Origin of the sequence: Endozoicomonas sp. G2_2 (assembly GCF_017744135.1) — a bacterium.
Taxonomy (GTDB): Bacteria; Pseudomonadota; Gammaproteobacteria; order Nevskiales; family Salinisphaeraceae; genus Salinisphaera.
The window spans coordinates 1-25,394 of record NZ_JAGHQU010000008.1 but is presented as its reverse complement, the minus strand read 5'-3'; the positions used below and the strand labels follow the sequence as shown (position 1 = coordinate 25,394).

Sequence of the window (25,394 nt, the reverse complement as noted above, 5' to 3'; positions counted from 1 at the left end):
GCGCGGATGGTTTGTCGTGTCGCGTGTGAATCATCCCTGGCTGCGCAGTCTAACCGGTCTGCTGCTGCTGATCGGCGTACTAGTCATGCCGCATACCGTGGGCACGACGCCGCTGCCGGCGCTGCCCCTGCTGGCGCTGATCGTGACGCTCGCGCTCCTGCCCGGCGCAGGCGCCGCCGACCGGCCGCTGCGGCTCGTGGCGACGCTCGGCGTACTCGTGCTCGGGCTGCTCAAGGGCGCCGATCTGGCGATGAGCGCGGCCTATTCGCGCGCTCTGAATCCCGTCACCGATGCGGGATTGGCCATTGCGGCATGGCAGTTCGCCGTCGGGACCGTCGGCATCGCCGCGGCCACAGCCGGCCTGGCGGCGATCGGGCTGGCGCTCATGGCTCTCGCGGTCGCGCTGTTCTGGGGTCTGGGCGGGCTGCGCCGGCTGCCCGTCGCCGGTCGAATGACGCTGGCCGGCCTCTGCGGACTCGGCCTGTTCGGGCACGCGGTCGGCTCGCTCGGTGTCGGCCCGCGTATCGTGCAGGCCGAGAATCTGGCGTACGTCGCGCACCGTGCGCGCCTGGTTCGTACCACGTATCGCGAACTCGCCGACTTCGAACGCGCCCTGGCCGACGACCCGCTGGCCGGCGCCGAGCGCCGATCGTTGTTCTCGGCGCTGGACGGTCGTGATGTGGTCGTGATCTTTGTCGAGTCCTACGGGCGCAGCGCGATCGAGGATAGCCGTTACGCCGAGACTATCGGGGCCCGGCTGACAAGCATCGACGCACAGCTGGCACGGGCCGGGCACCATGCCGTCAGCGGCTGGTTGCGGTCACCGACCGTGGGCGGCATGAGCTGGCTGGCCCACGGCACCCTGCTTTCCGGGCTGTGGATCGACAACCAGCGTCGCTACGACCGGCTGGTCGCCAGTGATCGTCGCAGCCTCAACCGGCTGTTTGCCGATGCCGGCTGGACGACGCTCGCGGCCATGCCCGCCATCACCATGGACTGGCCCGAAGCGGCCTGGTTCGGCTATGACCAGGTCCTGGGCGCGGCCGATCTCGGCTATGCCGGCAAGCCGTTCAACTGGGTCACGATGCCCGACCAGTACACCCTGGCCGCCATCCAGCGCCTTCTGGCGAGCATCGACACCCCGGCGATGGTCGAAACCGCGCTGATCTCCAGCCACGCGCCGTGGACGCCGATACCGCATCTCGTGCCCTGGGATTCGGTCGGCGACGGGCGTATCTTCAACGCCCAGGCCGAGGCCGGCGCGTCGCCCAGCGAGGTCTGGGCCGACCCGGCGCGGGTACGCATCCAGTATGAAAAAGCCGTCGACTACAGTCTGGCGACGATCGGCGACTACATGGCGCGTTTCGGTGAGGACACGGTATTCATCGTCGTGGGCGATCATCAGCCGGCGCCGATCATCACGGGCGACGATGCATCGCGCGAGGTGCCGATTCATATCGTCACGGAAGCGCCGCGGTTGCTGAGGCGGCTCGAGCCGCGCTACTGGTCGCCAGGCATGCGGCCGGCGCCCGAATTGCCCGTACGGTCGATGCACGAATTTCGACTGTTTTTCACGGCTGCGATGAGCGACCTGTCACCCCAGCCCTCGGACTAGGCCGAACCTGTACCGAGTGGCGCCATTCACGCCCCGGTGGGCGCGGCATCGGCATCGCCACGATCACCCCTACGCAGCGCAGAACGCGTGCGCGCCGGCAAATTCTGCGGCACGTAGTGCGCGCAGCGCCTGAGCCGCTCGCCCACGGCGCGGTGAAATGTGGCCCGCGCTGTCGGGCGACGGACATGCCGGCCCAACAACCGCCAGAGCCCGCGATAGGATCGATGCAACGTTCCCGTGGCATCGCCAGCGCGGCTATCGAGCGCGCCCGGCGCGAGACCAATACCGGCCGCACGGGCCTCGGTCAGCATCCATTGCAGGGTGATGTCGGCAAGCCCGCGCTGCGCGTAACCGCCACCGATATCGCTGTGCACGCCGGGGAACCAGACCTGGCGCACTTGCTGGTCGGGCGCCAGCGCCGACTCGTTCCAGAGCGTGGGCTCGAACTTGCGCCGCCGTTCGTCGATAGCCAGCGCCTGAGCGGCCCGTGCCACGCCCGGGCTCAGACGATGGTCGTGGAACCGCCGCAGACGTATCAGCAGACCGAGCGCACCCACCGTCTCCCACACGCCGACGAACTGCGGCGCACAACGCGAGGCCGCGGCGGCGTTCTCGTTCAAGGCGCGCGAGTCCTGGTCGAGATAGGCTTGCACCACCGTCTCGGCTCGATCACGATGGCTGGCGGGCAGTACACCAACGCGGTCCACCAGCGCCGCCAGCGTGCGCGCCGTGAACGCGCCGCGGCTGAATCCGAACAGGAACAGCCGATCGCCGGCTTCGTGGCTATCGATCAAAAAGCGATAGGCGCGTACGAGATTCCGGGTGATGCCGTATCCGAACGCTGCCCCCAGCGCCTTGCCCACGGTTTCGCCGACCTTCACGCCGAGCACGGGGGCGCCGAAGGTACCGACACCGGGTTCGTAGAACGAGCGTTGCGCGGGCGTATCCTGATCCAGCGCGTTGTATAGATGCACGACATTGGTACTCAGCCCGCCGAACTGGCTGTTCGTACCGTCGCAGCACACGACGATGTTCTTGCCCATGCGCGTCTGGCGATCCAAAAAGTGGATCGACCACAATCCGCTACCGCGCCATGGATCACAATCCGGATATCTGACGACAACCCCACCGGCATCCGGCGTCGATCGCGAACCGTCGGCCCCGCCAGGCTCAGGCTCGTGGACGAGCCCGCTACCATCGCGCGGGCAACGCGTTAGCATGGCCGGCTTCTTTTTGTGCTGCATGCACACTTCGCCGCCGCCGGGGCCTGTCCATGCTCGACCTGCCGAAACTTTCGGTGTTCGTACCCACCTTCATCGCCGTATCGCTCACGCCCGGCATGTGCATGATGCTGTCGCTCAGCCTCGGCATGAGCATCGGCGTGAAACGCACGCTGTGGATGATGGCCGGCGAGCTGGTCGGCGTCGGCCTGGTGGCGATATCCGCGGTCGTCGGCGCCGCCGCCATCATGTTGCGCTATCCGACGCTGTTCCTCGCGCTCAAGTGGGCAGGCGGCGCCTACCTGGTCTATCTCGGCGTGACCATGTGGCGGGCCAGCGGCGAGTCGGCGCTACCGACGGCGCGCGGCAACGCCGGCACGCTTCGACCAAACGCATTGATAACACAGGGATTCGTGACCGCGATTGCCAACCCGAAAGGCTGGGCTTTCTTCATCGCGCTGCTCCCACCCTTTCTCGACGGCGAGCGTGCGCTTGCGCCGCAGCTTGCGGTGCTGGTGGGCGTGATTCTGTCGATCGAGTTCGGCTCGTTGATGCTCTATGCCGGCGGCGGGCGCGCGGTCAGCGGCTTTCTGCGTGAGCCGCACAATGTCGTGCGCCTCAACCGGGTCGCCGGCACGCTGATGATGGGGGTGGGCATCTGGCTCGCGTTCGAGTAAGCCGTGCCGGCCGCGCGGCGCCCGCGTCAGTCGCGTTGGCCGGCGCGATGGGCCAGAAACACGGCATGGTCGCGCCGGACCTGCTCGGCATAGTCCATCGCCAGGGTGACGACCTGCTGCTTGAACGCCTCGCGCGTATCGCCGGTAAAGGCCGTCACCGCGCGGCAGAAACAGCCGGGATCGTCGCCGCGCAGCGCATGCGCGCCGCGGATGTGTTCGCGTGCGAGGATGCGCCCCCACTGGCGGCTCAAACGCCGGTACTCTTTGAAGCCCTCGATATCGTCGGTGGGGAAGTCTTCCTTGTAGGGCGAGCGCTGGCGCACCGAGAAATGGTTGTCGCCCAGGGTGAGCCAGCCGAGATACTCGTCGGCATGGTCGGCCAGCGCGATGAAAGCGTGGGCATGGCGCTCGGCTTCGTGCTTGAAACTCTTACGCCATTTCCGGCGATCGGCCGTGCTCATGTAGGGATAGGCGGACGGGCGCTGCTGTGACTTGATATCGAGAATGATGTCGTCGTCGGGGCTGTCGCTGGCCCCCTGCACGAGCGCGTAGTAACGCGCCACGCCGAGCGAGCCGGTGCCCGCATTCACGCGGCGGGCCACGTCCTTGACCGCGAAATGCGAGGCATCGCGGCCCTCAATGCTGCCCGGCTGCAGCGTCGCGGGGTATTCCTCGGCCAGCGCCTTGAGCAGTTCGCTGCGTTCGCTGGCCGACAGCGCCGCAAGCTTCTTGTACTCGGTATCGAAGACCCGCTGGCCGTCCTTCATCACCGTCCACTTGGCCAGCTGCTCGGCCACGCCTTCCTCGGCCAGCACCTCGCGCATGAACGGGCCGATCGGCTTCTTGATGTATTTCACGTGGATATCGTCGGCACCGCGCCCGTCGGCGTGGTCTTCGACCGTATCCAGATAGGCCGACAGAAAATGCCGGATCGCGCGGCGCGTCTTCTTCGTCGACAGCTCGGCGTTCTCCTCGGCGTCGAGCACCATGCTGATCGCCTGCCGCCACAGGTCGTACTGGTAGTCGCCGATGAAGGCGTCGTCGAAGTCGTCCATGCCGTAGTGCACGCCCTGGCGATCGTCGCCGTACGCGCCGAAGTTGTAGACATGGGCATCGCCCTGAAGCCAGGTCTGGCTGTCGAACACGCCGCCGAAGCGGTGATGGCGCCAGTCGTTCCAGTGGTCGCGCCAGTACAGATGCGCGGTACCGCGGAAGAAGCGGTAGGCGGATTTCGCCATCTTGGCGTATTTGCGCGCCCGGTCGGCATCGCTGATATCGCGGTTCTGGACGTCGAGTTCGGCGAGCACGAGGCTTTCGCGGTCGTCGCCGGTGAAGAAGGGAAAGCTCATGGCGATGGTCTTCGGGCAAACACGTGAAACTACGGCACCACGCCGCGCCGGGCAAAGCCGGTCGGCCCGGCATCGCCGCCGCGGGCATAATCGAAGCACGGCCCGTTGAACTGGACGCTGTACCGCCATGAACGCCTTGAAACGAATGGCCCGTCTCATGCTCCTCGGCCTGCTGCTCATGCCGGGGGCCGCAGTCGCATCCGAAGCCGCGACGCTGGATGACGCGGCCCACGCAGCGATCGTTCAGCTTGTCGACGATTATCAGGCGGCGCGGACTGACGGCGATCGCACCACGCTGGAAACGCTGCTGCACACCGATATGGATCAGCTCACATCATCCGGGCAATGGCGGCGCGGACGCGATGCAGCGCTCACGGGCATGCAGCGCAGCTCCAGCCAAAATCCGGGCGAGCGGCGGTTGCACGTGGAACAGGTGCGCGCCCTGGGCGCCGACACTGCGATCGCGGATGCCCGCTATGTGATCGTGCGTGCCGACGGCCAGCGGCGCGTCATGTGGTCCAGTTTTATCGTGGTTCGCGATGCCGACCAGTGGCGTATCGCCGGCATTCGCAACATGCGGCCTTCGCCGCTCGCCGCGCCAGCCACGGAAAAAGATTCGCCCTAGCAACGCTGATAAAAGCGCCCCACGACGCGCCGCAGGCTGCTGTGCCATGCTGAAGACGTCATGCTGAAACGGCTCAAGCAATTCGGGCCCGGCCTGTTGGTGGCCGCCGCCTTCATCGGCCCGGGCACCGTGACCACCGCCAGCGTTGCCGGCGCCGAGACCGGCTATGCGCTGCTCTGGGCGCTGGCGTTCTCGATCTTCGCGACGATTGTCCTGCAGGAGATGAGCGCGCGGCTGGGCATCGTCAGCCGGCTCGGGCTGGGCCAGGCGCTGCGCGAAAGCTTCGATCAACCGTTGCTCAAGGGGCTCGCCGTCGCCCTGGTGCTGATCGCCATCGGCTTCGGCACCGCCGCGTTCGAGACCGGCAACATCACCGGCGCCGCGCTCGGCCTCGAAACCGTGGTCGGGCTACCGACCCGGGTTTGGGCCCTGATCGTCGGCGCCAGCGCCTTCGCTCTGCTCGCCACCGGTCGCTATCAGCTCATCGAGCGGGTTCTGGTGGCGCTGGTGCTGACCATGAGCGTGGTGTTTCTGCTCACCGCCATCATCGTGAAGCCGGACCTCGGCGCGCTTTTCGCGGGCCTGCTCGCGCCGGGTATTCCCTCGGGTTCGGTGCTCACGGTCATCGCGCTCGTCGGCACGACAGTGGTGACCTACAACTTCTTTCTGCATTCGGCCGCGGTTCAGGACAAGTGGCCTGCGCAGATCGCCACCGACACTGCCCTGGGCGAGTCGCGCCGCGACACGATCGTCTCCATCATTCTCGGCGGCGCCATCACGCTGGCCATCGTCATCACCGCTGCCGCGGCTTTTTTCACAAGCCAGACGCCGATCGAGGACGCCGGCCAGATGGCCACACAGCTGGAACCGCTGCTGGGCACGAGCGCGAAATGGTTCTTTGCCATCGGCCTGTTCGCGGCGGGCATGACCAGCTCGGTCACCGCCCCGCTGGCCGCGGCCTATGCGGTGACCGGCGCGCTCGGCCTCAAACCGGACCTGGCCAGCCTGCCGTTTCGTGCGGTCTGGGCGGTGATCATTCTCATCGGCACCGGCTTTGCCTGGTTCGGCACCAGCCCGGTGCAGGCAATTGTCGTGGCCCAGGCGGCCAACGGCGTACTGCTGCCGCTGGTCGCGCTGTTCCTGTTACGGGTGATGAACCGCTCGGCGCTGCTTGGCGCCTATCGCAACGGCCCACTCGGCAACATTCTGGGTGCGATCGTGCTGCTGGTGGCGACCGGACTCGGCGCCTACACCCTGCTCAGCGTGTTCGGGGTGGTCGCAGGCTAGAACAACAGGCGCCAAACGTTGGATTGCGGCGGGCCGTTTCGATCAAAGACAATCGACCGTATCGATTCGAAGCGAGGCTCCGTGATGGCGCTTTCCCCTTTTCATCTCGCGATTCCCGTCCACGACCTGCCGGCCGCACGCCGCTTCTACGGCGAAACCTTCGGCCTGAGCGAAGGCCGCTCGGCCGAGCAGTGGGTGGATTTCGATTTCTACGGTCACCAGCTGGTAATCCACGAACACCCGAAGACGCCGTCGCAGGACAACGCCCATACCAACGCCGTGGACGGCCACGACGTGCCGGTACCGCATTTCGGCATCGTGCTCGAATGGGCCGAATGGGAAGCGCTGGCCGAGCGCCTGCGCGGGCTGGATACCGATTTCGTGATCGAGCCGCATATCCGCTTTCAGGGCCAGCCCGGCGAACAGGCCACCATGTTTCTGCTCGATCCCTGCGGCAACGCCCTGGAATTCAAGGCGTTTGCTGATCGCAGCCAGCTGTTCGCGAAATAGAAGCGCTACCGGAAAACCAGACCATGTCCGATCTGACCATTCGCGCGGCCGAGCGCGCCGACGCAGCCTTGATCCTGCGTTTTGTCCAGGAACTCGCCGTCTATGAAAAAGCCGCCGACGAGGTCGTCGCCACCGAGGCGACCGTTGAGCGATCGCTGTTCGACGACGGCGCGCGGGCGTTTGCCTTCATCTGCGAAGACGCCGGCACGCCGGTCGGCTTTGCGGTGTGTTTCTACAGTTATTCGACCTGGCTGGCCCGCAACGGCCTGTATCTCGAGGATCTGTACGTCACGCCCCAGGCGCGCGGGCGGGGCGCCGGCAAGGCGCTACTGCAACATCTCGCGCGCCTGGCCGTGGACCAGGGCTGCGGCCGTTTCGAATGGAGCGTGCTCGACTGGAACACCCCCGCGATCGAGTTCTATGAAGCCGCCGGCGCCCGACCGCAGTCGGAATGGACCACCTATCGCCTGGCCGGCGATGCCCTGGCGGATTTTGCCCGCGGCTGAATTCGGCCGCTCCATGGCCGGGCGCGGCGCCCGGCCAGCCGGAAATCATCTCATTCGCGCAGGCGTGCCAAGCTGACCGACGGCGGCGCGCCGAAAGTGCGGCGAAAATCGTGGTTGAAATGCGGTTGGTCGGAAAAACCGGCGGCATGGGCGGCCGCGGTGAAATTGTCGCCGGCGACGATCGCTTCGATCGCGGTCCGCATCCGTGCCCAGGCGCGATAGCGGCGAAACGCCACGCCGACCTGCTCGCGGAACAGATGCTGGAACCGGGAAACGGATAGACCGGCGCTTGCGGCGACCGCTGCGACCGGTAACGGCGCGCCCGCGCTGCAGGCGATTGTCGCGACGCTGGCAGCGATCCGCGGGTCCATATGTGCGGGCGCCCGCGCGTTGGCAAAACGCAGCAGATCGTTCAGCAGCAGGGCGGTCGAAGCCAGGTCCGTACCGCCCTCCCAGAGTTCGCGCATCGGCGCATATTCGCCGCCGCTGCCGGTGACCACGCCGTCGATCTCCTGCCGATGCGCCAGCAGCGGCAACAGGGCATGCACGCCATCGACCGACGGCTCGATATACAGGCCTGCGACCGGATTGCCGTGTACGTTCAGTTCGTGCGCCACCCCGGCAGGAATCACCGCGCACCGGCAAGCCTGCCAACTGCCGCCGGCCACACGCAGCTCGAAACGGTCGTGCATGCCAGCCAGAAAGATCGGCGCGCCGTGCTGGTGGATATGGTTGTGCCAGAGCGGCGCGATGAACAGCATCCGCCCGGCATCCAAATGCCATAGCGCATCGGCATTCTGGCACTGCCCGGCAGCACGTTCGTACAAGTCACGGCTCGCAATCATCGGCCAATCTCCAAGCCATGCGCTCATGCCGTGGGGCGCGGCGCACCGTTCGACCCGCCCCTAGAAGCGGGCCGCCGGCAGGCTCAAAGACGATAGCAGCTTCCCTACGCTGCACGTCGACGACTGGAGACAACCGATGTTCAACGCTCGTCCTGATACGACACGCCGTCGCATTCTCGGTGCCAGTGCCGCCTTGCTGGCGCTGCCGGCCGTGGGCAGCCGGCTGGTAGGCCCGGCCCAGGCAGCCGCGCCGACGCTCGGTCCGGCGCGCCCGACCCACTACCGATTCCAGCTCGGCGGTTTCGAGATCACCACGCTGCTGGATGCCGGGGCGATGCTCGACGGGCCCTGGCCCGTGGTCGGCGAAGACCAGCCGGCGGCGGCCGTCCACGAGTTGATGCATGCCAACCTGCTACCGGAAACGCGATTCCAGCCCGGCTTCACTCCGGCGCTGGTGAACACCGGCAAGCAACTGATTCTCTTCGATACCGGCAACGGCGCCGACGGCTTCGTGCCGCCGCCCGAGGGCGGCTGGCTGGCGCGCATGCTCGCCCCCGCGGGCTATACGCCGGAACAGATCGATGTCGTCGTGCTCACCCACGGCCATATCGATCATATCGGCGGCATGCTGCACGACGGCCGCCCCGCGTTCCCGAACGCCCGCTATGTGATGGGCGCTAAGGAGTTCGAGTTCTGGGCCGCGACCGAGGACCGGCTGCGTGCGCCCGAGGGCGACGTCGAGCATCTGTCAGGGCGCCTGTTCGCCACGCACGTGGCCCCGTTTGCCGAGAAGATGCGCTTCATAAAACCGGGCGACGAGGTCGTGCCCGGTATTCATGCCATCGAAGCCTATGGCCATACGCCCGGGCATCTCGCCTTTCATATCGAAAGCCTTGGCCAGCGTCTGCTGCTCTGGGGCGACTGTGCCCATCACGAGGTAGCCTCGCTGGCCCGACCGGAATGGCATGCGCTGTTCGACCGGGACAAGGCCCAGGGCGCACGCACCCGCAAGCGCATCTATGCCATGGCCGCTCAGGAACGCATACCGGTGATCGGCTACCACACCTCGTTTCCCTCCGTGGGCTTCGTCGCCCCGCAGGCCGGCGGCTATCGCTGGATTCCGGTCAGCTATCAGCTCGACGCGGCTAAGGCCGAGGCCAAGGAATCAGCGCCGCCAACGGCCTGATGCGGCCGCGATCTTGCGCATTCCCAGGCCTCAAGCGCCGGCCACTGCCCAGTGGCCGGAGCGGGTACGCAGCACGACCGCCACCATGCGGGTAACCAGAAACATCGTCAGCCCGATCCAGATACCGGTCAGCCCCCAGCCGAACGCCCAGGACAGCCAGATCAACGGCAGAAAGGCGCCAAGCGCGCAGGCCAGCGTGGTCGTACGCAGAAACCGCGTATCCGCCGCACCCAGGAGCACGCCGTCCAGCGCGAAGACGATGCCGGCCACCGGCTGCTGGGCCACGAACAGCCACCAGGCATGGGGAATCTGCGCGAGCACGCCCTGGTCGTTGGTGAAGGCATGGGGCAACACGCCGGCGAGCGCTGCGAACACCAGCGCCAGGAACACGCCGAGGCCAAGCGAATAGCGGGTGATCTGCCAGGCCACGGCCCGCGCACGGGCGACGCGCTCGGCACCCAGCTCGGCGCCGATCAGCGCCTGCGCCGCGATCGCCAGCGAATCCAGAATCAACGACAGAAAAACCCAGAGCTGGTAGACGATCTGGTGCGCGCCGAGCGCCGCTGCGGACTCGCGCGCCGCCACGGCCGCGGCCGAGAGAAAACAGATCTGGAACGACAGGCTGCGCAGGATCAGATCCCGACCGAGCACCATCTGCGCCTTCATGATCGTCCAGCGCGGGCGCACCATGGCGCGCTCGGAACGCAGGGCGATGAGAAACAGCGTGGCCGCGGTGTACTGGGCCAGCACGTTGGCGATCGCCGAGCCTTCGAGGCCGAAACCCAGCGGATAGACCAGCAGCGGGCAGGCGATCGCCGACAGGATATTGCCGGCCAAGATGTAGTAGAGCGGTCGCACCGTATCCTGAATGCCGCGCATCCAGCCGTTGCCGGCCAGGGTGATCAGGATCGCCGGCGCCCCGATGATGGCGATACGCAGCCAGGAGGCTGCCGCATCCGCGACCGCCGGATTGCCGGCCAGCGCGGCCAGAATCGGATGCGCGAACAGCTGTGCGAACACCAGCACCGCCAGGCCAACGAAGATGGCCAGCCAGGTCGCCTGGCCGCCTTCGGCCACCGCGTCCGTACGCCGGCCGGCGCCGTAGAGGCGCGCGGTGCGGGCCGTCGTGCCATAGGACAGGAACGTCAGCTGGCTGGTAAGCACAGACAGCACCGTGCCGCCCAGCGCCAGCCCCGCCAGCGGAACCGCGCCCAGATGGCCGACCACGGCCGTATCCACGAGGACATAAAGCGGCTCTGCCGCCAGCACGCCCAGCGCCGGTATCGCGAGCGCGAGTACGCGCGCAGCGGTGACACGTTCGGCGTTGTCCTCGTTCGTCATGGTACGGATATGCAGGCTGTGGTGTGGCCGCCGTCTCTCTGCGGTGGCGGCATTCGGGCCGGCGCAATCTACCATCGCCGGCCAAAAGGCGCCGGCTGACCGATCGAGTACGCCGCCGCGTTGAATTCGCCCGGCGTCGCACACATCCTGCTGGCTTGTACCGGAGAGACACCATGCCCGCCATGCCGACCGACCAACTGCAGCGCTTTTTATTCGACGATACCCAGGTGCGCGGTGAGATCGCCCAGCTGGAATCGACCTATCAGGACGCCATCGCCAGCCACGACTATCCGCCCGCCGTGGAGCGTCTGCTCGGCGAGCTGCTGGCGGCCTGCGCACTGCTGACGGCCACTATCAAGTTCGACGGCACGCTCAGTATCGAGATTCGCGGCCAGGGCGCGCTGAAGCTGCTCATGGCGGAATCCAACCCCGGCGTTGGCGAACGCGCGCAGCGGCTGCGCGGCGTGGCCCGCATCGACGAACAGGCGATTACGGACATGCCCGAGCATTCGCTGGAAACGCTGACCGGCGGCGGCCACGTGGTCATCACGCTCGACCCCGAGGAAGGCCAGCGCTACCAGGGCATTGTGGCGCTCGATCAGCCCAGCATCGCCGGCTGTCTGGAGCAGTATTTCGCCCAGTCGGAACAGCTGCCCACGCGCCTGTGGCTCGCCACCGACGACGCGCGCGCGGCCGGCCTGCTGATCCAGAAGCTGCCCGAACAGAGCGCCGACACCACGGCTGACGCCGACGCCTGGGATCGGATCAATCATCTCGCCGACACCCTCACCGACGCCGAACTGACGAGCCTCGGCGCGGAACAGGTGCTGCACCGGCTGTTCCACGAGGAACAGGCGCGGGTGTTCGAGCCTGCGCCGATCAAGTTCAGCTGCACCTGCTCGCGCGAGCGCTTCGGGCGCGCGCTGCACCAGCTCGGCGCCGACGAACTGCGTGACGTGCTTGCCGAACAGGGCCAGATCGAGACCCAGTGCCATTTCTGCAACACCTGGTACGTATTCACCCCGGCCGATGTCGAAGCCCTGATCGAAGACCCGGACGCGCCGTCGCCCACCCTGCAGTAAGGCGACGCTGACACGGCCGTGAGCTATCGCGGCCCGTGCCGGAAACCCGGCGCTGCCTGATGTCGAGTCGCGCGGCTTCGCCGGGCATCGCCTTCGGCCGCGGCGGCATGCGACCAAGGCCGCCATACGGCGACGCCGAGCGTCCCGCGGCACGCGCCGGCCGGCGGCCACGCTATCGGTCAGACGTTGAAATTGGCTTAACGGCGTATAGAAACAATCGGTTGCGACTTCGAGCGGCAAGGCTAGCCGTGCGGCGGGCCGATCAACGGCGGGCGCGCCGGTACGAATATGGCGCCAGGCGCGGTACCCCGGCACGGCTGCGATCGTTGCACTGCGCACGCAGGCGAGCGACATTTGAACTGTTCGATGCGCGTCTAGCCGGGGAAGGACCATCAGTACGTCAGAGCGGGAGCTGCACCTCAAACTCGAGGCGCTCGAAGCCCTGCCCGATCCCATCTTCATTCTCACCGAGAGCGGCCGCTATGCGGCGATCATCGGCGGAGCCGACCGGGAGATGTACCACGACGGCAGCTGCCTCGTGGACTTCAGCCTGTTCGACGTGCTCCCGCAGGCCAAGGCGGAATGGTTTCTCGCCGAAATCCGCCAGACGCTCGCCGAGAACCGCCTGCGCATCGTGGAATACACCCTGGCCGGAGAGGACGTCAGCGAAATCGACGAGAACGCCGGGCCGCCCGGCGACATCTGGTTCGAAGGGCGCGTCAAACCCATGCGGTCGCGCGTCGACGGCGAACGGGCGGTGCTCTGGCTGGCGAGCAATATCTCGCAGCGCCATCACCTGGAAACCCGGCTGCGCCAGCTCAGCGAGACCGACGAGCTGACCGACATCTGCAATCGGCGGCACTTCATGCAGATCCTCGGGGACAGGCTCGCGGAATACGACCCCGATGCGACGGCGATCACGCTGCTGATCATCGATATCGATCACTTCAAGCCGATCAACGACCAGTACGGCCATCTCGACGGCGACCGGATCATCAAGGCGCTGATCGCGGTCTGTGTCGAACAGCTCGACGGCACGGCCCTGCTGGCCCGGCTCGGCGGCGAGGAATTCGCCGTGCTGCTTTCCGACATCACGCCGAGCGCGGCACTGCGTATCGCCGAGCAGCTGCGCGCGGCCGTGGCCGGGCACCGTTTCGAGCTGGAATGCGGCACCGTCATCCCGGTCACCATGAGCATCGGCGCGAGCGTGGTGCGCCCGTTCCGCAGGCGCCTGAACGAGCTGCTCCGCGATGCCGATATCGCCCTCTACGAAGCCAAGAGCGGGGGCCGCAATCGCGTGGTCATGGCCCGCGACCCCGACCGCGCCTCGCGTCGCGCCTGAGGCGGCCAGGCCGCGCAACACAGCACTGCACGCCCTGCAAAGCTGCGGCCGTGCACTGCGCGCTAGGATGACCCTTGCCCTCCCGAACTACGGTCGCGCCATGCATCCACGCCTGCTGCTTCGCCTGAGCCTTTTCGCCAGCCTGGTCTGCGCCGCGTGCCAGAGCGTGGCCGCGACCTACGAAATCGAGCGGATGAAGGACAACGTCTACCGCTTTACCGCCGGCAACTACCGGTCGGCGTTCATGGTGACCGATGCCGGCATCGTCGCCACCGATCCCATCAATGCCGAGGCCGCCGCCTGGCTCAAGGACGAATTGGCACGGCGCTTCAATGTCCCGCTGCGCTATGTCGTCTACAGCCACAACCATGTCGATCACAGCTACGGCGGGCGGGCGCTCGACGGCGAGGGCGTGCATTTCGTCGCCCATCGGCTGGCGCGCGAGGACCTGGTCCAAACCCGCGCCGACACGCGTATTCCGGACATCACTTTCGACGATGAAATGACGCTACACCTGGGCAACGCCCGCGTCGGCCTGCGTTATCACGGCGTCAACAACGGCCGCGGCTCGATCAGCATGCACTTCCAGCCGGCCAACGTGATGTATGTGGTCGACTGGATCGTGCTTGGCCGCATGACCTACAAGAACCTCAAGGGCTACGATATCCAGGGCATGATCGACAGCACCGAGGCCATCCTCGCCACCGACTTCGACCTGTTCATCGGCGGCCATGCCGATGCCGGCGACAAGACGGACGTCGCCCGTTATCTCGCGTATCTCAACGCCCTCTACGACAGCGTTCGCGACGGCATGCTCGCCGGCAAGCCGCTGGCACAGCTCAAGGCCGATATCCGCCTGCCGGCGTTCAGCGATCTACGCATGTACGACGAATGGCTCGGCCTCAATATCGAAGGCGTGCACGACACCCTCGTCGATCAGTCCTATTTCGACATGCGTCCGGATATCCAGCCCCGAGATTAGGCGCCGCAGCCGCCCTCAATACTCGCGCGCGTTCTCCAGGCCGCCCTCGTAGACTGGCGTGCCGCCGGCGTCGTGAATGAGCGCCTCGGCGATGTGGCGTACCGATTCGTCGTTGACGGTATAAGGCACTTCGTAATCGGCGCTTTCGACGTCTTGCGGCGTCGGGAAGCTGCTCGCCCCCTTGAGATTGAAAGCGCGCACGAAGCGCGTGCCTTCGAACAGACGGGCGGAATAGACCGCCTCGCCCACCGCTTCGGCTTTCTTCGCCACTTCGCCGTCACGGCGCTCGAACGCGTTGTTCACGTCCACCAGCACCTTGCCGCGCATGGCCGCGCCGTGTGCCTTTGCGATGCCCGGTTCCGCGCCGTAGGGCACGGCCAGCGCGATGATGCCGGCCTGCTCGATCGCCTCGGCCACGCTGGCGGCTTCGGCGCCGTGGCCGGCGCGCTCGACCACGGCGTCCAGTTCTTCCGGATGCCGGGTGGCAAAGATCACGTGATAGCCGGCCGCCGCCCAGAGGTTGCCCAGCGCCTGGCCCATGTTGCCGGCGCCGATCATCGCGATGGTGCTGGAAATCGGCGCGCGTTCGACCGGCTCCTCCGCCGCCGATACGGACAGGCTACTCGCACACAGCAGCAGCGCGCCCAGGCCAAGCAGCAAACGGGCGGCGCGCACAGGGTTCGATCGCATCATGACGGCATTCCGAAAAGACAACCTGGTCCGAGTCTACCCATGCCGCCCCGCCGGCCGCGAACGCGGGTCGACGCGCGACGCGCTCAGTCACGCTCGGCCGCGAGCAGATCGCGCATGGCGTCGAGCGTCCGTTCACGGGCCGTTCCGGCGGAATGCCCGCCAACGGCATCGATAGGCGCGCCGAAGACCACGTTCGGGCGCACGTCCGTGGGTGGGCTGGCCCGCAGCATCTGCAGGGTCGCGGCCAGCCAGTCGCGGTCCCGGCCGGGCCGGCGCAGCCGGGTAAGCGGATGGCGGCAAACGCGCAGCGACAGCACGCCCGAGACGGCGACCGGCACGATGCGCAGCGCGGGCACGCGGCGCGCGAACAGATCGACACAGCCAGACCAGTCCGCCAGCGCCGCAGCCGCGCCCTCTCGCAGGGCCGGGTCCGGCTCGATACGGCCGCCCGGAAAAGTGAGCACGGCGCCGCCCGACGCCAGATGGCGGCCGGCCTTGCGTACGCCCGACAGGCGACCACGGCGATCCTCGGGCATGACGATCAGTCGTTGCCGCGCCGCCGGTAGCGCCGCCAGCAGGCGCCGCGGCGCGGCGATCACTTTCAGATCATCGCGGGGCAGGCTGGCGAACAGCGCGACGGCGTCCGCCAGGCCGGGGTGATTCGCGACCAGCAGCAACGGCCCGGAGGGCGGCACGGCATCCGCGCCCTGAACCGTCGTACCGTGAGTGAACGCGCGCGTGGCAAGGACACCGCCGGCGCGAAGACCATGCGCGGCGACAACGCCGTCGAACGCGCACAGGCGTTGCGCGAGCCGCGCGATCGGCGTCGCGAGCAGGCGCGACGCCAACCGCCGACCGAGGCGATGCCGCGCATCGCGCCACCCGAAGGCGTCGAGCGCATCGTCAAGACAGGCCGCGGCCACGGCCTGCCAGGGGGTATCCGTCGCAGTGCGGCCGCCGGCCGGCTCGAGCCCGGTCGGTGATGGGCGCGTCTTCAGGCGAACGCGCGGCGTCAGTGCCGAATTCGGCATGCCGTTGTCCGGCCCCGAGAAACCGCAGGGCCATTGTCGGCGCGTGGCGCCGTGCCGTCGAGCCGGGCCGGTGAAGGCGCAGGCCCGACGCCCGCATGCCGGTCAGGCTTTACCGGTGCGTGCTTCGAGCGTCTTGATGCGTTCCAGTGCCTGCGCCTCGGTCCAGCTACCGTCGAAGGCCACGCCCGCCTGCTCGCACAAACGCTGCAGATAGATGCGCTGGGCGCCGGTCATCGTCTCGGCGCTGTCGGGCCAGAGATTGTTTCGGCCGCTGTCGCTGTCTTCGCTCATGCGTGAATATCCTGCGTGATTCGAGGCCGACAACTACGCGCTGCGTGATCGCCCCGGATGCAAGCGTGGCGTCGCCTAGCGCGTGGCTGTCAGGCCGCCACGGGCGACGGGTCGGGCGCGGGCGCGCCGTCACCCGGGCCGTGGTCGGGATGCGGAACGTCGTTGGCGGCCGGCGGCTGTGCGATCGGCGCGTGGCGCGTCCAGTCGGACGGCAAAAGAATCGGCAGACCGTGGGCGAGCCGTGCGCGGTCGCACTGGCCGCTGGGCGCGCCGTTTTCCCAGGAGGCGACCACCTCGCGGCATACGCTCGGTCGCTGCGCATAAATCGTGCAGCGCGCGTGACGGCCGATATCGGCATCGAGGGCGACACAGCGCACCGGCGAGGCTGAGTGCCCTGCATGACCAGTCGATGCCCGTCGAGCGGGGCCGTGAGTTCCACGGGCACGCCGGGCCAATCAGCCTGCGGCTGGGTCTCCAGCCAGTGAAAGGCCACACGAAAATACGCACAGCAGGCGCCACAGCTCAGACAGGGATGCATGGTGGATATGAAGCCGCCCGGCGGCAGTCGATACCCGATGATTCTTGCGGCAAATTCGGCGGCCGTCTAGTACCTGGACGATAAAATTAAAGCCGCTAAAAAACGCGCCTAATCAATGGCCTGCCGACGTACTACAGCTGTTGCAGGCGCCGCCATAGCGCCTCGACACGCGCCTGCACCAGCGCGTTGCGCGCACTGCCGACGGCGAGCACGACGGCGCTGCCGTGGCTTTCCCGGCTAAAGGTCTTGTTCAGGAATGCAAACTCGGCGTCGCGGTATTTCAGCCAGCGGCGCTGCGCGGTGCGCAATGCCGATTGCTGCGCCGGTTCGAGCCGGGCCATGAGCCGCCCGTAGGCGGTATTGAGTTCACGATCGAGCGCCTCGGCCATCGCGACCGACGCCTGATCCATGGCGAGCGTGGTCTGCCCGTCGCGGATACGCTGTGCGTAGGGCGCCATGCGCTCGTGAAAGGCGTCCACGAGATCGGGCGCGTCCGGATTCGTGATCGCCCCGGCCGTACCGGCCAGGCAAAGCAATACAACCGCCACATACTTCATCGCGACACCCGGTCTGGTTCGACGCCAGCGACAACGCGCCCGCCGAAGCGGCATCGCTGGAACGTCGCGCTGCGTAAACTTGAGTCATGCAAGACACTGCCCCAAAGCGCTGCGCGGCGCGACCCGCTCTGTTTGCCCTGCTCGCGGCCGGCCTGGTCGCGCTCGGCGGCTGTACCGCATTCGACACGCGGCCCGACACGGCGCCGGCATCCGCACAGAACGCGTCGTCGAGTCTGCGCGATCAGCTCAACGACGGGTACAGCAAACTCTATGCGACCGCCGACGGGCTATCGCAGGTGGATCGCATCTTCTACGTGAAGATCGAATCCGACCCGGTGCAACGTGTGGTGGAGGACGTCACCGGCTACAGCGGCGAACTGGCAACGCGGCTGGAGCAGCTCACGGGCGACTTTCCCGCGCTGGCGATCGACCACGACAACACCCCGCCGATCATCGAGGCCGCCGAACAAGCACAGAAACAGGCCACGCTGAAACGCTTCGCCCCGGTGGTGGGCACCGCCGGGGTCGCGTTCGAGCGCGGGCTGCTCATTCGCCTGCTCGGCGCGGTCGATCAACAGCACTATCTGGCCGAAACGCTCGCCGAGCGCGAGCCGGACACCGCGCTGTCGCAGATCATGGCGAGCGCGGCCGAACGCTATGCCGGCTTCTACGAGCAGATCGACGCGTTGCTCATCGAGCGCTTCTATCGCTAGCGCCCCTTAGCGGGTCTAGCAGCGGCTTGAGGCCGTTGTGATCGACTTCGTGCATGAGCGCGAGCAGGCGCCCGATCTCGCCGGCCGGAAAGCCGGTCCGCGCGAACCAGTTGAGATAGTGCCCCGGCAAATCGGCGATCAGCCGTCCTTCGTACTTGCCGAACGGCATGGTGCGGGTCACCAGTTTGCGCAGATCGTCGCCGTCCATCGTTGCAGCGTTTTCCAGGGTTGTGAAAACCGCGAGGGTGCCCGAGCGCATTCGGCGCCGCCAGCCTGTGCACGCCGCGCTTGCCCCACGGCGATGCCTGAAGCGCGGTCACGCGCCGCGGCGCGCACGGCAACCGCTGCGTGCGAAAACGGCTTTTTCCGGGGTTTCGTGACCATGCGATGACAGCACAGGAAATCGCGATTGAATCGCAGGTTATTAATTCTTTTGTATTTTTTGGCACGATCCCGCAACTGTGCATGGCACGCCCTTTCTCTTGAGCGGATTTCGGCGTAGGTTGAAACCTCAGGGAAAAGGGGCGTTACCGATGGATCAAATCGCGCGAAAGCTCGGTCTCAAGACCGATCCGACCATTTTTTTCGTATCGGCCGGCATCATGGTGATCTTTTTGATCGCCCTGTTGATCGCACCCGGGCCGATCGGCGATGCCTTTGGCGCGGGGCGCGCCTGGATCGTCACCAACCTCGGCTGGTTTTTCATCTTTGGCGTGACCAGCTGGGTGGCATTCCTGCTGTGGGTTGCGCTCAGCCGGTTCGGGGCGATACGCCTCGGCGGCAACGACGCCAAGCCCGACTACGGCAATATTTCGTGGTTCACCATGCTCTTTGCCGGCGGCATCGGCACGGTGCTGATGTTCTGGGGCGTGGCCGAGCCGATCTCGCATTTCGCCACGCCGCCGCGCCCGGAAGTGGAACCATTCTCGACGGAAGCGGCCGACGACGCGATGGGATTCGCCATCTACCATCTCGGCCTGCACACCTGGGCGATCTTCACCCTGCCCGGACTGGCTTTCGCCTATTTCATCTACCGCTATAAACTGCCGATGCGGTTTTCGTCGGTGTTTTACTCGCTCATCGGCGATCGCATCTACGGCCCGGTCGGCAAAACGCTCGACGTGTTCGCCATCCTCGGCACGCTGTTCGGCGTGGCGGTGTCGATCGGTCTGGGCACGCAGCAGATCAATGCCGGCCTGACCGAGCTCACCGGCGTATCCGATTCGGTCACCACCAAGGTGTTGATTATCGCCGTGCTGACCACCGTAGCGGTGGGCTCGATCATCGCCGGGCTGGATTCCGGCGTGAAGCTGCTGTCGAACATCAATATCGGCATGGCCGTGGGGCTGATGCTGTTCGTGCTGGTCACCGGCTCCACCGTGTTCCTGCTCCGCTCGATCATCGAGACCTTCGGCATCTACATCTCCAATATCGTGCCGATGGCGTTCTGGAACGACGCGCTGGCCGAGTACACGCATGAAGAAGGCGGCTGGGGCTGGCAGGGCAGCTGGACGGTGTTCTACTGGGCCTGGACGGTGACCTGGTCGCCGTTCATCGGCATCTTCGTGGCGCGTATCTCGCGCGGGCGCACGATCCGCGAATTCGTGCTCGGCGTGCTGTTCGCGCCTTCGATCTTCACCCTTGTGTGGTTCGCGATCTTCGGCTGGTCGGCCATGGAAATCGACGGCATCGGCCAGGAAGCGCGAGCCGCGCTCGGTGCCCAGGCCGGCGCATTGTCCGATGCAGTCAGCGAAAGCGTGCCGCTGGCCATGTTCGCCTTCTTCGAGCATTTCCCCTTCGCGACGCTGATCAAGGGGCTGGCCGTGGTGATCGTGGCGATCTTCTTCGCCACCTCCTCCGACTCGGCCTCGCTGGTGGTAGACATGCTGTGTACCGGCACGCCCGACCCCGGGCCGGTCCACCAGCGCATGTTCTGGGGTATCTCAGAAGGCGTGCTCGCCGCCATGCTGATCGTGCTCGCGGGCGAAGCCGGGCTTACGGCACTGCAGCAGGTGATCACCGTGGTCGGGCTGCCGATGTTTGTCCTGGTATTCGCGATGATGTTCGCGCTGATGCGCGGCCTGTCGCAGGAAAATCTCAGCGAGGTCGAGGTGGGCAAGCCGCCCAAGGCGGAACAGCTCTAGCGTTTCAGAGTCGCGCCACCGGCACGCCGCCCCTGACGGGCGGCGTGCCCCGGTGCAGAATACGAGGCCTCGCTTACCGACGCGGCCCTGTCACTAGGAGCCGCCAAGTGCTGATGCGCTATGCCATACCGGCGGCAAGCGTCGATGCGCCGCATACGACCACGCTCGAAATCCAGAAAAGCCGCTTCATCGGCTGGTGTGCCGGTATCGACGACGTCGCCGATGCCGAACGCCTGATCGCGCACGCGCGCTCGTATTATCCCGACGCGTCGCATCATTGTTCGGCCTATATCGCCGGCCCGCCCGGCGAGGACCGCGCGATCGGTTTCTCCGACGACGGCGAACCCGGTGGCACCGCCGGACAGCCCATGTACCGTGTGCTCGAAGGCAGCGGGCTGGGGCGCATTGCCTGTGTCGTCATCCGTTATTTCGGCGGTACCAAGCTCGGCACCGGCGGCCTGGCACGGGCTTACGGGCAGACCGTGAGCGCGCTGCTGGCCGAACTGCCCACCCGCGAGCACGTGCCACGTCAACGCTTATCGCTCGACCTGACGTTCGCGGACGAACAGCCGGCGCGTGCCTGGCTGGCGGAACACGACGGCGAGATCGTGGCGGCGGATTATCACGGTCAGGGGGTGACTCTGGTTGTGGGGTGGCCCTTGGATGCCCGGGTGGCATTGGACGCGCTGGATGCGCGGTTGAATGGGCGGCTGGTTGTTGGCGATTGAAACTCGCTATCTCCGCGACTCGCCGAAACGATTCGGCCACTCGAGATCGATTCAGCGCTCGGGATCAGGGCCGTGGGTTTTTAGTCGACTCACGAGTTTGTCGGCCCTTTTGTTTCGCACTGCTGTGCGACTCACTTTCTTTTGCTTGTCCAAAAGAAAGTAAGCAAAGGAAAAAGACACCCGGGTTACGCGCCGGCGCGAAACGCCGGTGCACTGCGATGCTCGGTCCGAAGGATTTGCGGCCAGAACTCGGATCGCTTTGGCGATCCTCAAACAGCTGGCCGCACCGGCGCATGCGCCGGACACCCTTCGGCCCTGCGCTTCTCGTCGCTTCACAAGGGACCTGAATACAGACGCGGCGAACTCGGCCCACAGCGTTGTAACAAGTCCCGAGTAGAAATTGGGGGCGTGCCTACGTTCCGGCCAGACTCGCCTTCGGCTTTGTCCGGCCTAAAGATCGCTTAGCGATCTTCATGGCGAAGCTATAGCGAGCCTGTCTTTGTCTGTATTCGGTCCCCTTGGGCGCAGCGCCGAGCAGTGGAGGCCGCAAGCGGATCAAGACAGCCGGATGTTTGAGTCGCGCGCAGCGCGGCGAGTTTCCGGCTGGCCCGCTTGCGGACGGAGCCGCGCAGGGCATCGGCGCGAAGCGCCGACGCAAGACAGGGTGCCTTTTGTTTTGGTTACTTTTATTTGGGCAAGCAAATAAAAGTAACTCGCACAGCAGTGCGAAACCCCAAGCCGATCAAACCCTTGCCGTCGATCCAAACACTGGCGCTCTCGGACCGATCATCTTGACGACGGCCTGCATTTGCGGCAACTGGCGCCCAGGGGACGCAACGCTCGTCCAAAGCCGCGCCGACAAATCAGGGCCGCCGCAAAGCGAACGGCCCCGAAACCAATCAACCGCGCTCGGTCACTTCCAGCAAGTGATAACCAAACTGCGTCTTGACCGGCCCCTGCACCTCGTTCAACGGCGCACTGAACACGACTTCATCGAACTCGCGCACCATCTGACCGGGGCCGAAAGTGCCCAGATCGCCGCCGTTGCGGCCGGACGGGCACGAGGAATGTTCACGCGCGACTTCGGCGAAGTCGCTGCCGTTCTCGATCTGATCCTTGAGTTCGGCACACTTCTGCTCGCTGTCGACGAGAATATGACGGGCGCTGGCTTTGGCCATGGCATTGCTCCGACTGGAAAAGGGGTGGACGCGCCATATTACGGCAAACGCCGCGGGCGCATGGCGCAGCCTACGTGCAGCGCATCACCATTCGGTGAAATAACGAGCCAGGGGCTTGGCCGTTCACGAAGCGCTTACCGGATGATCAGGCACCGCAGTCGCCATCACGTGGCTATCGTCTGGCTGGCATTCGCGCTGTTGTTCGCGTGCACCGCGTTCGCCGATGGGCCGCCGGTAAAGAAAAGCCGGAGCGGCATCCGCCACGCTGCCGGCAGCACCTACTATTCGCGCACGACACACTACACGCCGTACCCGAGCATGGCGGCCTGCCTCAAAAGCGGCGGCCACGACCGAAGCACTAGCGGGATATATCAGCCGATCTTCTGGGCCACGGCTTCGACCAATGTGCCGTCCGGATCGAGACCGGCGATGATGCCCAGGCCCATGGATTCGTGGTCGTTCTTGTGCTGGATGAAGCGCGCGCGATACGCAATCAGCGCGCCGACGCGATTGGCGCTCGCGCAATGCACCAGCGCCGGCCGCGCGCCCGGCACCAATGCCTCGTCGAGCAGGCGCGCATTCGCGTCGTTGATATCGTCCGGCCCGGCGACCGGGATATGCACGTAGTTCATGCCGGACTTCTTCACCAGCGCCGCCTCGTCGAACTCCTGCATTTCGCCGTCCGGCCGCAAATTGATCACGGTCTTCACGCCCTGGGCCTGCGCGGCTTCGAGCTGCGCGGCCGTGGGCTGGCCGGCGGTGATGATGCCGGTTTCGAACCGGTTCGCGTTTGCGAGACCTTCGGTGTAATCCGCCATATGCATTCCTCCTGCCGATGCGTCGAGTGGTGGAAACGCGCAGCGTCTTGCCGCGCAGCGCACCCGTCACCAATCAACGACGCGTGAATCGATATTCGCCATGATACTTACCATTGGGCAATGTGAAAGTCCCAGCCCAGTCGCCGTCGGCGAATACACGGCGCGCATCGCCGCACCCACAGCGTTACCGGCGCTTATGCCCCGCCCGGCTCGGCGCCGCGCAGGCTGGCGAGCGCCTGGGCGCGCAGCCGCTGGCGGGCTACGCGGGCGATGTCGTCGGCCGCGTCCAGATCGTGGCGCGCGCCCGTGGCCGGCATCACCACATCGGCGAGCGGTCGATCGCCCGGCTGCTGCATCGCCGCGCGAGCGCGGAGCGCATCGGCCAGACCGGCGCGCATGGCATCGTCGCCGTGATTGAGAAACACCGTGGCAGCCGGCGCGGGCGCATCGGTTTCGAAGACGAACCGGCAGAGCGCATCGAGATCGCCATGGCCGGAATAATAGTCGCCGAAATCCACTAGGCGCGCCTTGATCCGGCGCGGATCGAGCCGCGCGTTGCCCAGCGCGAGCGGCGTATCCAAAGGCCAATCGCCCGCGATCAAGCGACGCAGCCGGCCCGCGCCGGTCTCGGGCGGCGCATAACCACAAAGCACGATGGTCGCGGCCGGGTTACCGATCTGATCGGCAATGAAATCCACGATTCGCCCGCCCTCGCACATGCCGCTGCCCGCCAGAGCGACGACCCGCGACAGATCCGGATCCCGCATGGCCCGCAGCGTGCCGCCGGGCGCGCGATTACGGCCGACCCGACCCCAAAGCGCTGCGAGATAGCGATCGACGCCCGTCTCGTCGTCCAGGCCCAGGCGCTCGGCCAGCCCGGGATTGCGCCAGGCCGGCGGTTCCTCGTCGTCGCCGGTCCGGGTGAGTTGCTCGGCGTATACATCGGTCATGCGCGCGGCCAGCGGCGCATCCAGCGACAGCCAGCGTGGCCGCCCGGCTGCATCCGGCGCGCCGGCGCCCGTGCCCCGCAGCACATGGTCGAGGTCGAACCACAGCTCCTGGGCGCGATGAATCGCGAAACAGGGCGCGACCACCGGCCCGCCGCCGCGCGCGTCGCTATCGGCGAACAGCTCGGCCCAGGCGGCGTGGCGGTCGGCGAACGATTTGTAGTGCGCCGGCCGGGCCGGTTCGGCGCCGCGCGTGGATTCCACTACCAGGTAATCGACCGGGCCCGGCGTCTGCTGGCCCGCGAGCAACGACTGGTAGGGATTGGCCGGGGTATTGCCGCCGATATCGCCGCTGAAACAGATCGATCGCCGCGTGCTGGACCGGCTGCGCCAGGCAATGGTGACGGCGACCGCGCCCAGAATATGCGCGCCGCGATGGAAGGTCACAGCCACCCCGTGCAGACGCATCGGCCGCCCGAAGGCGAAGTCCGCACGGCGATCCAACGGCTGGAAATCGATCATCTCGACGTCGTTCGCGTCGTACTCGGGCGAGAACTTCGCGGCATCGAGCAAGGCGATACACGTCATCTCGGCCGTCGCCTGCGTGCAATACACCGGCCCGCGAAAACCCGCGCGATGCAGCTGCGGCAGCCGCCCACAGTGATCGCGGTGCGCGTGGGTGAGAAAAACGCAGCTCAGGTGCCGCGCATCAAAACCAAGCCGCGGCACACCGTCCGGACGCTTAAGCTCGCGCTCGGCATGGGCGCCGCAATCCACGAGCGCACGCAGTCCGATGCGTGTATCCGTAAGAAGGCTGGCAGAACCCGTAACGCCGTCGGCCCCGCCGATGAAGGTCAATTCCATGGCGTCATTATGCGGGGAGTGCGGCAGTCGGTTTCAGCGGCGCCGCCGCATTTAACCGAGTTCACGCACGATGTAAGACGTGACCCACGGTTCACCCAGCACCAGTCTTACCCCCGGGCTACGCTAAAATCCTAATTAATCGAACTTTTTAGCGATATAAACCACTTCTGAATCGAAACATACTTGAATATTATCTTTACGACCATCCCCCACTATTGAGTAGCAGGCCGATCTGGAGTCCAATCACCCGAAGTCTGGAGATTGGACATGAAGAAGCGTTACACCGAAGAGCAGATCATCGGTTTTCTGAAGGAGGCCGAGGCCG

The 25,394-nt window shown here is 66.3% G+C and carries 26 protein-coding genes; 13 read left to right on the top strand and 13 right to left on the bottom strand.

All coding sequences use genetic code 11. From position 1 onward, the window contains the following. The first annotated feature begins 16 nt into the window (after positions 1-16). Positions 17-1,615: an alkaline phosphatase gene (locus J7355_RS10850; RefSeq protein WP_209062576.1), complete on the top strand. Its 1,599-nt coding sequence runs from the start codon at positions 17-19 to the stop codon at positions 1,613-1,615. A gap of 26 nt (positions 1,616-1,641) precedes the next feature. On the opposite strand, the gene J7355_RS10845 is transcribed toward J7355_RS10850, so the two are convergent. Then, positions 1,642-2,658 (bottom strand): DUF2235 domain-containing protein, encoded by a 1,017-nt coding sequence (locus J7355_RS10845; protein ID WP_209062574.1) that lies wholly within the window; start codon positions 2,656-2,658, stop codon positions 1,642-1,644. 230 nt (positions 2,659-2,888) lie between these two features. Between J7355_RS10845 and J7355_RS10840 the strand changes: the two genes are divergently transcribed. Next, positions 2,889-3,512 (top strand): LysE family translocator, encoded by a 624-nt coding sequence (locus tag J7355_RS10840; RefSeq protein ID WP_209062571.1) that lies wholly within the window; start codon positions 2,889-2,891, stop codon positions 3,510-3,512. A 26-nt stretch (positions 3,513-3,538) separates the two neighbouring features. Here the strand turns inward: J7355_RS10840 and J7355_RS10835 are convergent, their stop codons facing one another. After that, entirely contained in the window at positions 3,539-4,861 is a 1,323-nt protein-coding gene (locus J7355_RS10835; protein WP_209062569.1) for a DUF2252 family protein, read from the bottom strand. A gap of 127 nt (positions 4,862-4,988) precedes the next feature. Between J7355_RS10835 and J7355_RS10830 the strand changes: the two genes are divergently transcribed. From J7355_RS10830 to J7355_RS10815, 4 genes are all read left to right on the top strand, one after another. Further along, positions 4,989-5,486 (top strand): nuclear transport factor 2 family protein, encoded by a 498-nt coding sequence (locus tag J7355_RS10830; RefSeq protein WP_209062567.1) that lies wholly within the window; start codon positions 4,989-4,991, stop codon positions 5,484-5,486. Between the two features lie 60 nt (positions 5,487-5,546). Further along, a complete protein-coding gene (locus J7355_RS10825) occupies positions 5,547-6,773 on the top strand; it encodes an Nramp family divalent metal transporter (protein WP_209062565.1) in 1,227 nt (408 codons plus the stop codon). Between the two features lie 84 nt (positions 6,774-6,857). After that, on the top strand, positions 6,858-7,283 hold the full coding sequence (locus J7355_RS10820) for a VOC family protein (protein WP_209062563.1): 426 nt from the start codon (positions 6,858-6,860) through the stop codon (positions 7,281-7,283). Between the two features lie 23 nt (positions 7,284-7,306). Beyond that, positions 7,307-7,789, top strand: a complete 483-nt coding sequence (locus J7355_RS10815) for a GNAT family N-acetyltransferase (RefSeq protein WP_209062561.1) — start codon at positions 7,307-7,309, stop codon at positions 7,787-7,789. A 50-nt stretch (positions 7,790-7,839) separates the two neighbouring features. On the opposite strand, the gene J7355_RS10810 is transcribed toward J7355_RS10815, so the two are convergent. Further along, entirely contained in the window at positions 7,840-8,634 is a 795-nt protein-coding gene (locus tag J7355_RS10810; protein WP_209062559.1) for a helix-turn-helix transcriptional regulator, read from the bottom strand. 136 nt (positions 8,635-8,770) lie between these two features. On the opposite strand from J7355_RS10810, the gene J7355_RS10805 reads away from it, so the two are divergent. After that, positions 8,771-9,820, top strand: a complete 1,050-nt coding sequence (locus J7355_RS10805; protein WP_209062557.1) for an MBL fold metallo-hydrolase — start codon at positions 8,771-8,773, stop codon at positions 9,818-9,820. A 30-nt stretch (positions 9,821-9,850) separates the two neighbouring features. On the opposite strand, the gene J7355_RS10800 is transcribed toward J7355_RS10805, so the two are convergent. Beyond that, positions 9,851-11,161: an MATE family efflux transporter gene (locus J7355_RS10800; protein ID WP_209062555.1), complete on the bottom strand. Its 1,311-nt coding sequence runs from the start codon at positions 11,159-11,161 to the stop codon at positions 9,851-9,853. 173 nt (positions 11,162-11,334) lie between these two features. Here J7355_RS10800 and hslO point away from each other — a divergent pair, with 173 nt between their 5' ends. The 3 genes from hslO (at position 11,335) to J7355_RS10785 (ending at position 14,567) form a co-directional block, all read left to right on the top strand. Next, positions 11,335-12,243 carry an Hsp33 family molecular chaperone HslO gene (gene hslO, locus J7355_RS10795; protein ID WP_247739925.1) on the top strand — a complete coding sequence of 303 codons (909 nt, stop codon included), beginning with the start codon at positions 11,335-11,337 and terminating at the stop codon, positions 12,241-12,243. Between the two features lie 514 nt (positions 12,244-12,757). Further along, complete coding sequence (locus J7355_RS10790; protein ID WP_209062553.1) at positions 12,758-13,585, top strand: GGDEF domain-containing protein; 828 nt, start codon at positions 12,758-12,760, stop codon at positions 13,583-13,585. Between the two features lie 67 nt (positions 13,586-13,652). After that, positions 13,653-14,567 carry a hypothetical protein gene (locus tag J7355_RS10785; protein ID WP_209062551.1) on the top strand — a complete coding sequence of 305 codons (915 nt, stop codon included), beginning with the start codon at positions 13,653-13,655 and terminating at the stop codon, positions 14,565-14,567. Between the two features lie 15 nt (positions 14,568-14,582). Here J7355_RS10785 and J7355_RS10780 read toward each other — a convergent pair whose 3' ends face one another. The 5 genes from J7355_RS10780 to J7355_RS10760 all read right to left on the bottom strand — a co-directional run bounded on the left by J7355_RS10780 (position 14,583) and on the right by J7355_RS10760 (position 17,677). Continuing rightward, complete coding sequence (locus J7355_RS10780) at positions 14,583-15,260, bottom strand: NAD(P)-binding domain-containing protein (protein ID WP_209062549.1); 678 nt, start codon at positions 15,258-15,260, stop codon at positions 14,583-14,585. Between the two features lie 83 nt (positions 15,261-15,343). Beyond that, positions 15,344-16,291, bottom strand: coding sequence for a 1-acyl-sn-glycerol-3-phosphate acyltransferase (locus tag J7355_RS10775; RefSeq protein ID WP_209062547.1), 948 nt, complete (start codon positions 16,289-16,291; stop codon positions 15,344-15,346). A gap of 102 nt (positions 16,292-16,393) precedes the next feature. Continuing rightward, a complete protein-coding gene (locus J7355_RS10770) occupies positions 16,394-16,582 on the bottom strand; it encodes a DUF3072 domain-containing protein (RefSeq protein ID WP_209062545.1) in 189 nt (62 codons plus the stop codon). Positions 16,583-16,671: 89 nt separating this feature from the next. Then, positions 16,672-16,959 carry a YkgJ family cysteine cluster protein gene (locus tag J7355_RS10765; RefSeq protein WP_348523026.1) on the bottom strand — a complete coding sequence of 96 codons (288 nt, stop codon included), beginning with the start codon at positions 16,957-16,959 and terminating at the stop codon, positions 16,672-16,674. Positions 16,960-17,251: 292 nt separating this feature from the next. Further along, positions 17,252-17,677 carry a lysozyme inhibitor LprI family protein gene (locus J7355_RS10760; protein ID WP_209062543.1) on the bottom strand — a complete coding sequence of 142 codons (426 nt, stop codon included), beginning with the start codon at positions 17,675-17,677 and terminating at the stop codon, positions 17,252-17,254. An 86-nt stretch (positions 17,678-17,763) separates the two neighbouring features. Here J7355_RS10760 and J7355_RS10755 point away from each other — a divergent pair, with 86 nt between their 5' ends. Next, positions 17,764-18,390: a hypothetical protein gene (locus tag J7355_RS10755; RefSeq protein ID WP_209062541.1), complete on the top strand. Its 627-nt coding sequence runs from the start codon at positions 17,764-17,766 to the stop codon at positions 18,388-18,390. On the opposite strand, the gene J7355_RS10750 is transcribed toward J7355_RS10755, so the two are convergent. Beyond that, complete coding sequence (locus J7355_RS10750) at positions 18,368-18,598, bottom strand: DUF3820 family protein (protein WP_209062540.1); 231 nt, start codon at positions 18,596-18,598, stop codon at positions 18,368-18,370. The two genes, J7355_RS10755 and J7355_RS10750, sit on opposite strands and share 23 nt — an antisense overlap. 325 nt (positions 18,599-18,923) lie before the next feature. On the opposite strand from J7355_RS10750, the gene J7355_RS10745 reads away from it, so the two are divergent. Both J7355_RS10745 and J7355_RS10740 read left to right on the top strand, forming a co-directional pair. After that, positions 18,924-20,534, top strand: coding sequence for a BCCT family transporter (locus J7355_RS10745; protein ID WP_209062538.1), 1,611 nt, complete (start codon positions 18,924-18,926; stop codon positions 20,532-20,534). Positions 20,535-20,647: 113 nt separating this feature from the next. Continuing rightward, positions 20,648-21,262: a YigZ family protein gene (locus tag J7355_RS10740; protein ID WP_209062893.1), complete on the top strand. Its 615-nt coding sequence runs from the start codon at positions 20,648-20,650 to the stop codon at positions 21,260-21,262. An 899-nt stretch (positions 21,263-22,161) separates the two neighbouring features. Here J7355_RS10740 and J7355_RS10735 read toward each other — a convergent pair. The 3 genes from J7355_RS10735 to J7355_RS10725 form a co-directional block, all read right to left on the bottom strand. Beyond that, entirely contained in the window at positions 22,162-22,440 is a 279-nt protein-coding gene (locus tag J7355_RS10735) for a peptidylprolyl isomerase (protein WP_209062536.1), read from the bottom strand. 371 nt (positions 22,441-22,811) lie between these two features. Next, complete coding sequence (locus tag J7355_RS10730) at positions 22,812-23,258, bottom strand: sulfur transferase domain-containing protein (RefSeq protein WP_209062534.1); 447 nt, start codon at positions 23,256-23,258, stop codon at positions 22,812-22,814. A gap of 194 nt (positions 23,259-23,452) precedes the next feature. Beyond that, on the bottom strand, positions 23,453-25,069 hold the full coding sequence (locus J7355_RS10725; RefSeq protein WP_209062532.1) for an MBL fold metallo-hydrolase: 1,617 nt from the start codon (positions 25,067-25,069) through the stop codon (positions 23,453-23,455). Between the last annotated feature and the right edge of the window lie 325 nt (positions 25,070-25,394).

Coding starts and splice junctions, on each gene's coding strand:
- J7355_RS10780 (WP_209062549.1), bottom strand. CDS start 15,260: ATGATGCGATCGAACCCTGTGCGCGCCGCCCGTTTGCTGCTTGGCCTG.
- J7355_RS10775 (WP_209062547.1), bottom strand. CDS start 16,291: ATGCCGAATTCGGCACTGACGCCGCGCGTTCGCCTGAAGACGCGCCCA.
- J7355_RS10725 (WP_209062532.1), bottom strand. CDS start 25,069: ATGGAATTGACCTTCATCGGCGGGGCCGACGGCGTTACGGGTTCTGCC.
- J7355_RS10805 (WP_209062557.1), top strand. CDS start 8,771: ATGTTCAACGCTCGTCCTGATACGACACGCCGTCGCATTCTCGGTGCC.
- J7355_RS10835 (WP_209062569.1), bottom strand. CDS start 4,861: ATGAGCTTTCCCTTCTTCACCGGCGACGACCGCGAAAGCCTCGTGCTC.
- J7355_RS10815 (WP_209062561.1), top strand. CDS start 7,307: ATGTCCGATCTGACCATTCGCGCGGCCGAGCGCGCCGACGCAGCCTTG.
- hslO (WP_247739925.1), top strand. CDS start 11,335: ATGCCCGCCATGCCGACCGACCAACTGCAGCGCTTTTTATTCGACGAT.
- J7355_RS10755 (WP_209062541.1), top strand. CDS start 17,764: ATGCAAGACACTGCCCCAAAGCGCTGCGCGGCGCGACCCGCTCTGTTT.
- J7355_RS10750 (WP_209062540.1), bottom strand. CDS start 18,598: ATGGACGGCGACGATCTGCGCAAACTGGTGACCCGCACCATGCCGTTC.
- J7355_RS10785 (WP_209062551.1), top strand. CDS start 13,653: ATGACCCTTGCCCTCCCGAACTACGGTCGCGCCATGCATCCACGCCTG.
- J7355_RS10810 (WP_209062559.1), bottom strand. CDS start 8,634: ATGATTGCGAGCCGTGACTTGTACGAACGTGCTGCCGGGCAGTGCCAG.
- J7355_RS10820 (WP_209062563.1), top strand. CDS start 6,858: ATGGCGCTTTCCCCTTTTCATCTCGCGATTCCCGTCCACGACCTGCCG.
- J7355_RS10800 (WP_209062555.1), bottom strand. CDS start 11,161: ATGACGAACGAGGACAACGCCGAACGTGTCACCGCTGCGCGCGTACTC.
- J7355_RS10745 (WP_209062538.1), top strand. CDS start 18,924: ATGGATCAAATCGCGCGAAAGCTCGGTCTCAAGACCGATCCGACCATT.
- J7355_RS10845 (WP_209062574.1), bottom strand. CDS start 2,658: ATGGGCAAGAACATCGTCGTGTGCTGCGACGGTACGAACAGCCAGTTC.
- J7355_RS10830 (WP_209062567.1), top strand. CDS start 4,989: ATGAACGCCTTGAAACGAATGGCCCGTCTCATGCTCCTCGGCCTGCTG.
- J7355_RS10760 (WP_209062543.1), bottom strand. CDS start 17,677: ATGAAGTATGTGGCGGTTGTATTGCTTTGCCTGGCCGGTACGGCCGGG.
- J7355_RS10840 (WP_209062571.1), top strand. CDS start 2,889: ATGCTCGACCTGCCGAAACTTTCGGTGTTCGTACCCACCTTCATCGCC.
- J7355_RS10825 (WP_209062565.1), top strand. CDS start 5,547: ATGCTGAAACGGCTCAAGCAATTCGGGCCCGGCCTGTTGGTGGCCGCC.
- J7355_RS10790 (WP_209062553.1), top strand. CDS start 12,758: ATGTACCACGACGGCAGCTGCCTCGTGGACTTCAGCCTGTTCGACGTG.
- J7355_RS10735 (WP_209062536.1), bottom strand. CDS start 22,440: ATGGCCAAAGCCAGCGCCCGTCATATTCTCGTCGACAGCGAGCAGAAG.
- J7355_RS10740 (WP_209062893.1), top strand. CDS start 20,648: ATGCGCTATGCCATACCGGCGGCAAGCGTCGATGCGCCGCATACGACC.
- J7355_RS10730 (WP_209062534.1), bottom strand. CDS start 23,258: ATGGCGGATTACACCGAAGGTCTCGCAAACGCGAACCGGTTCGAAACC.
- J7355_RS10770 (WP_209062545.1), bottom strand. CDS start 16,582: ATGAGCGAAGACAGCGACAGCGGCCGAAACAATCTCTGGCCCGACAGC.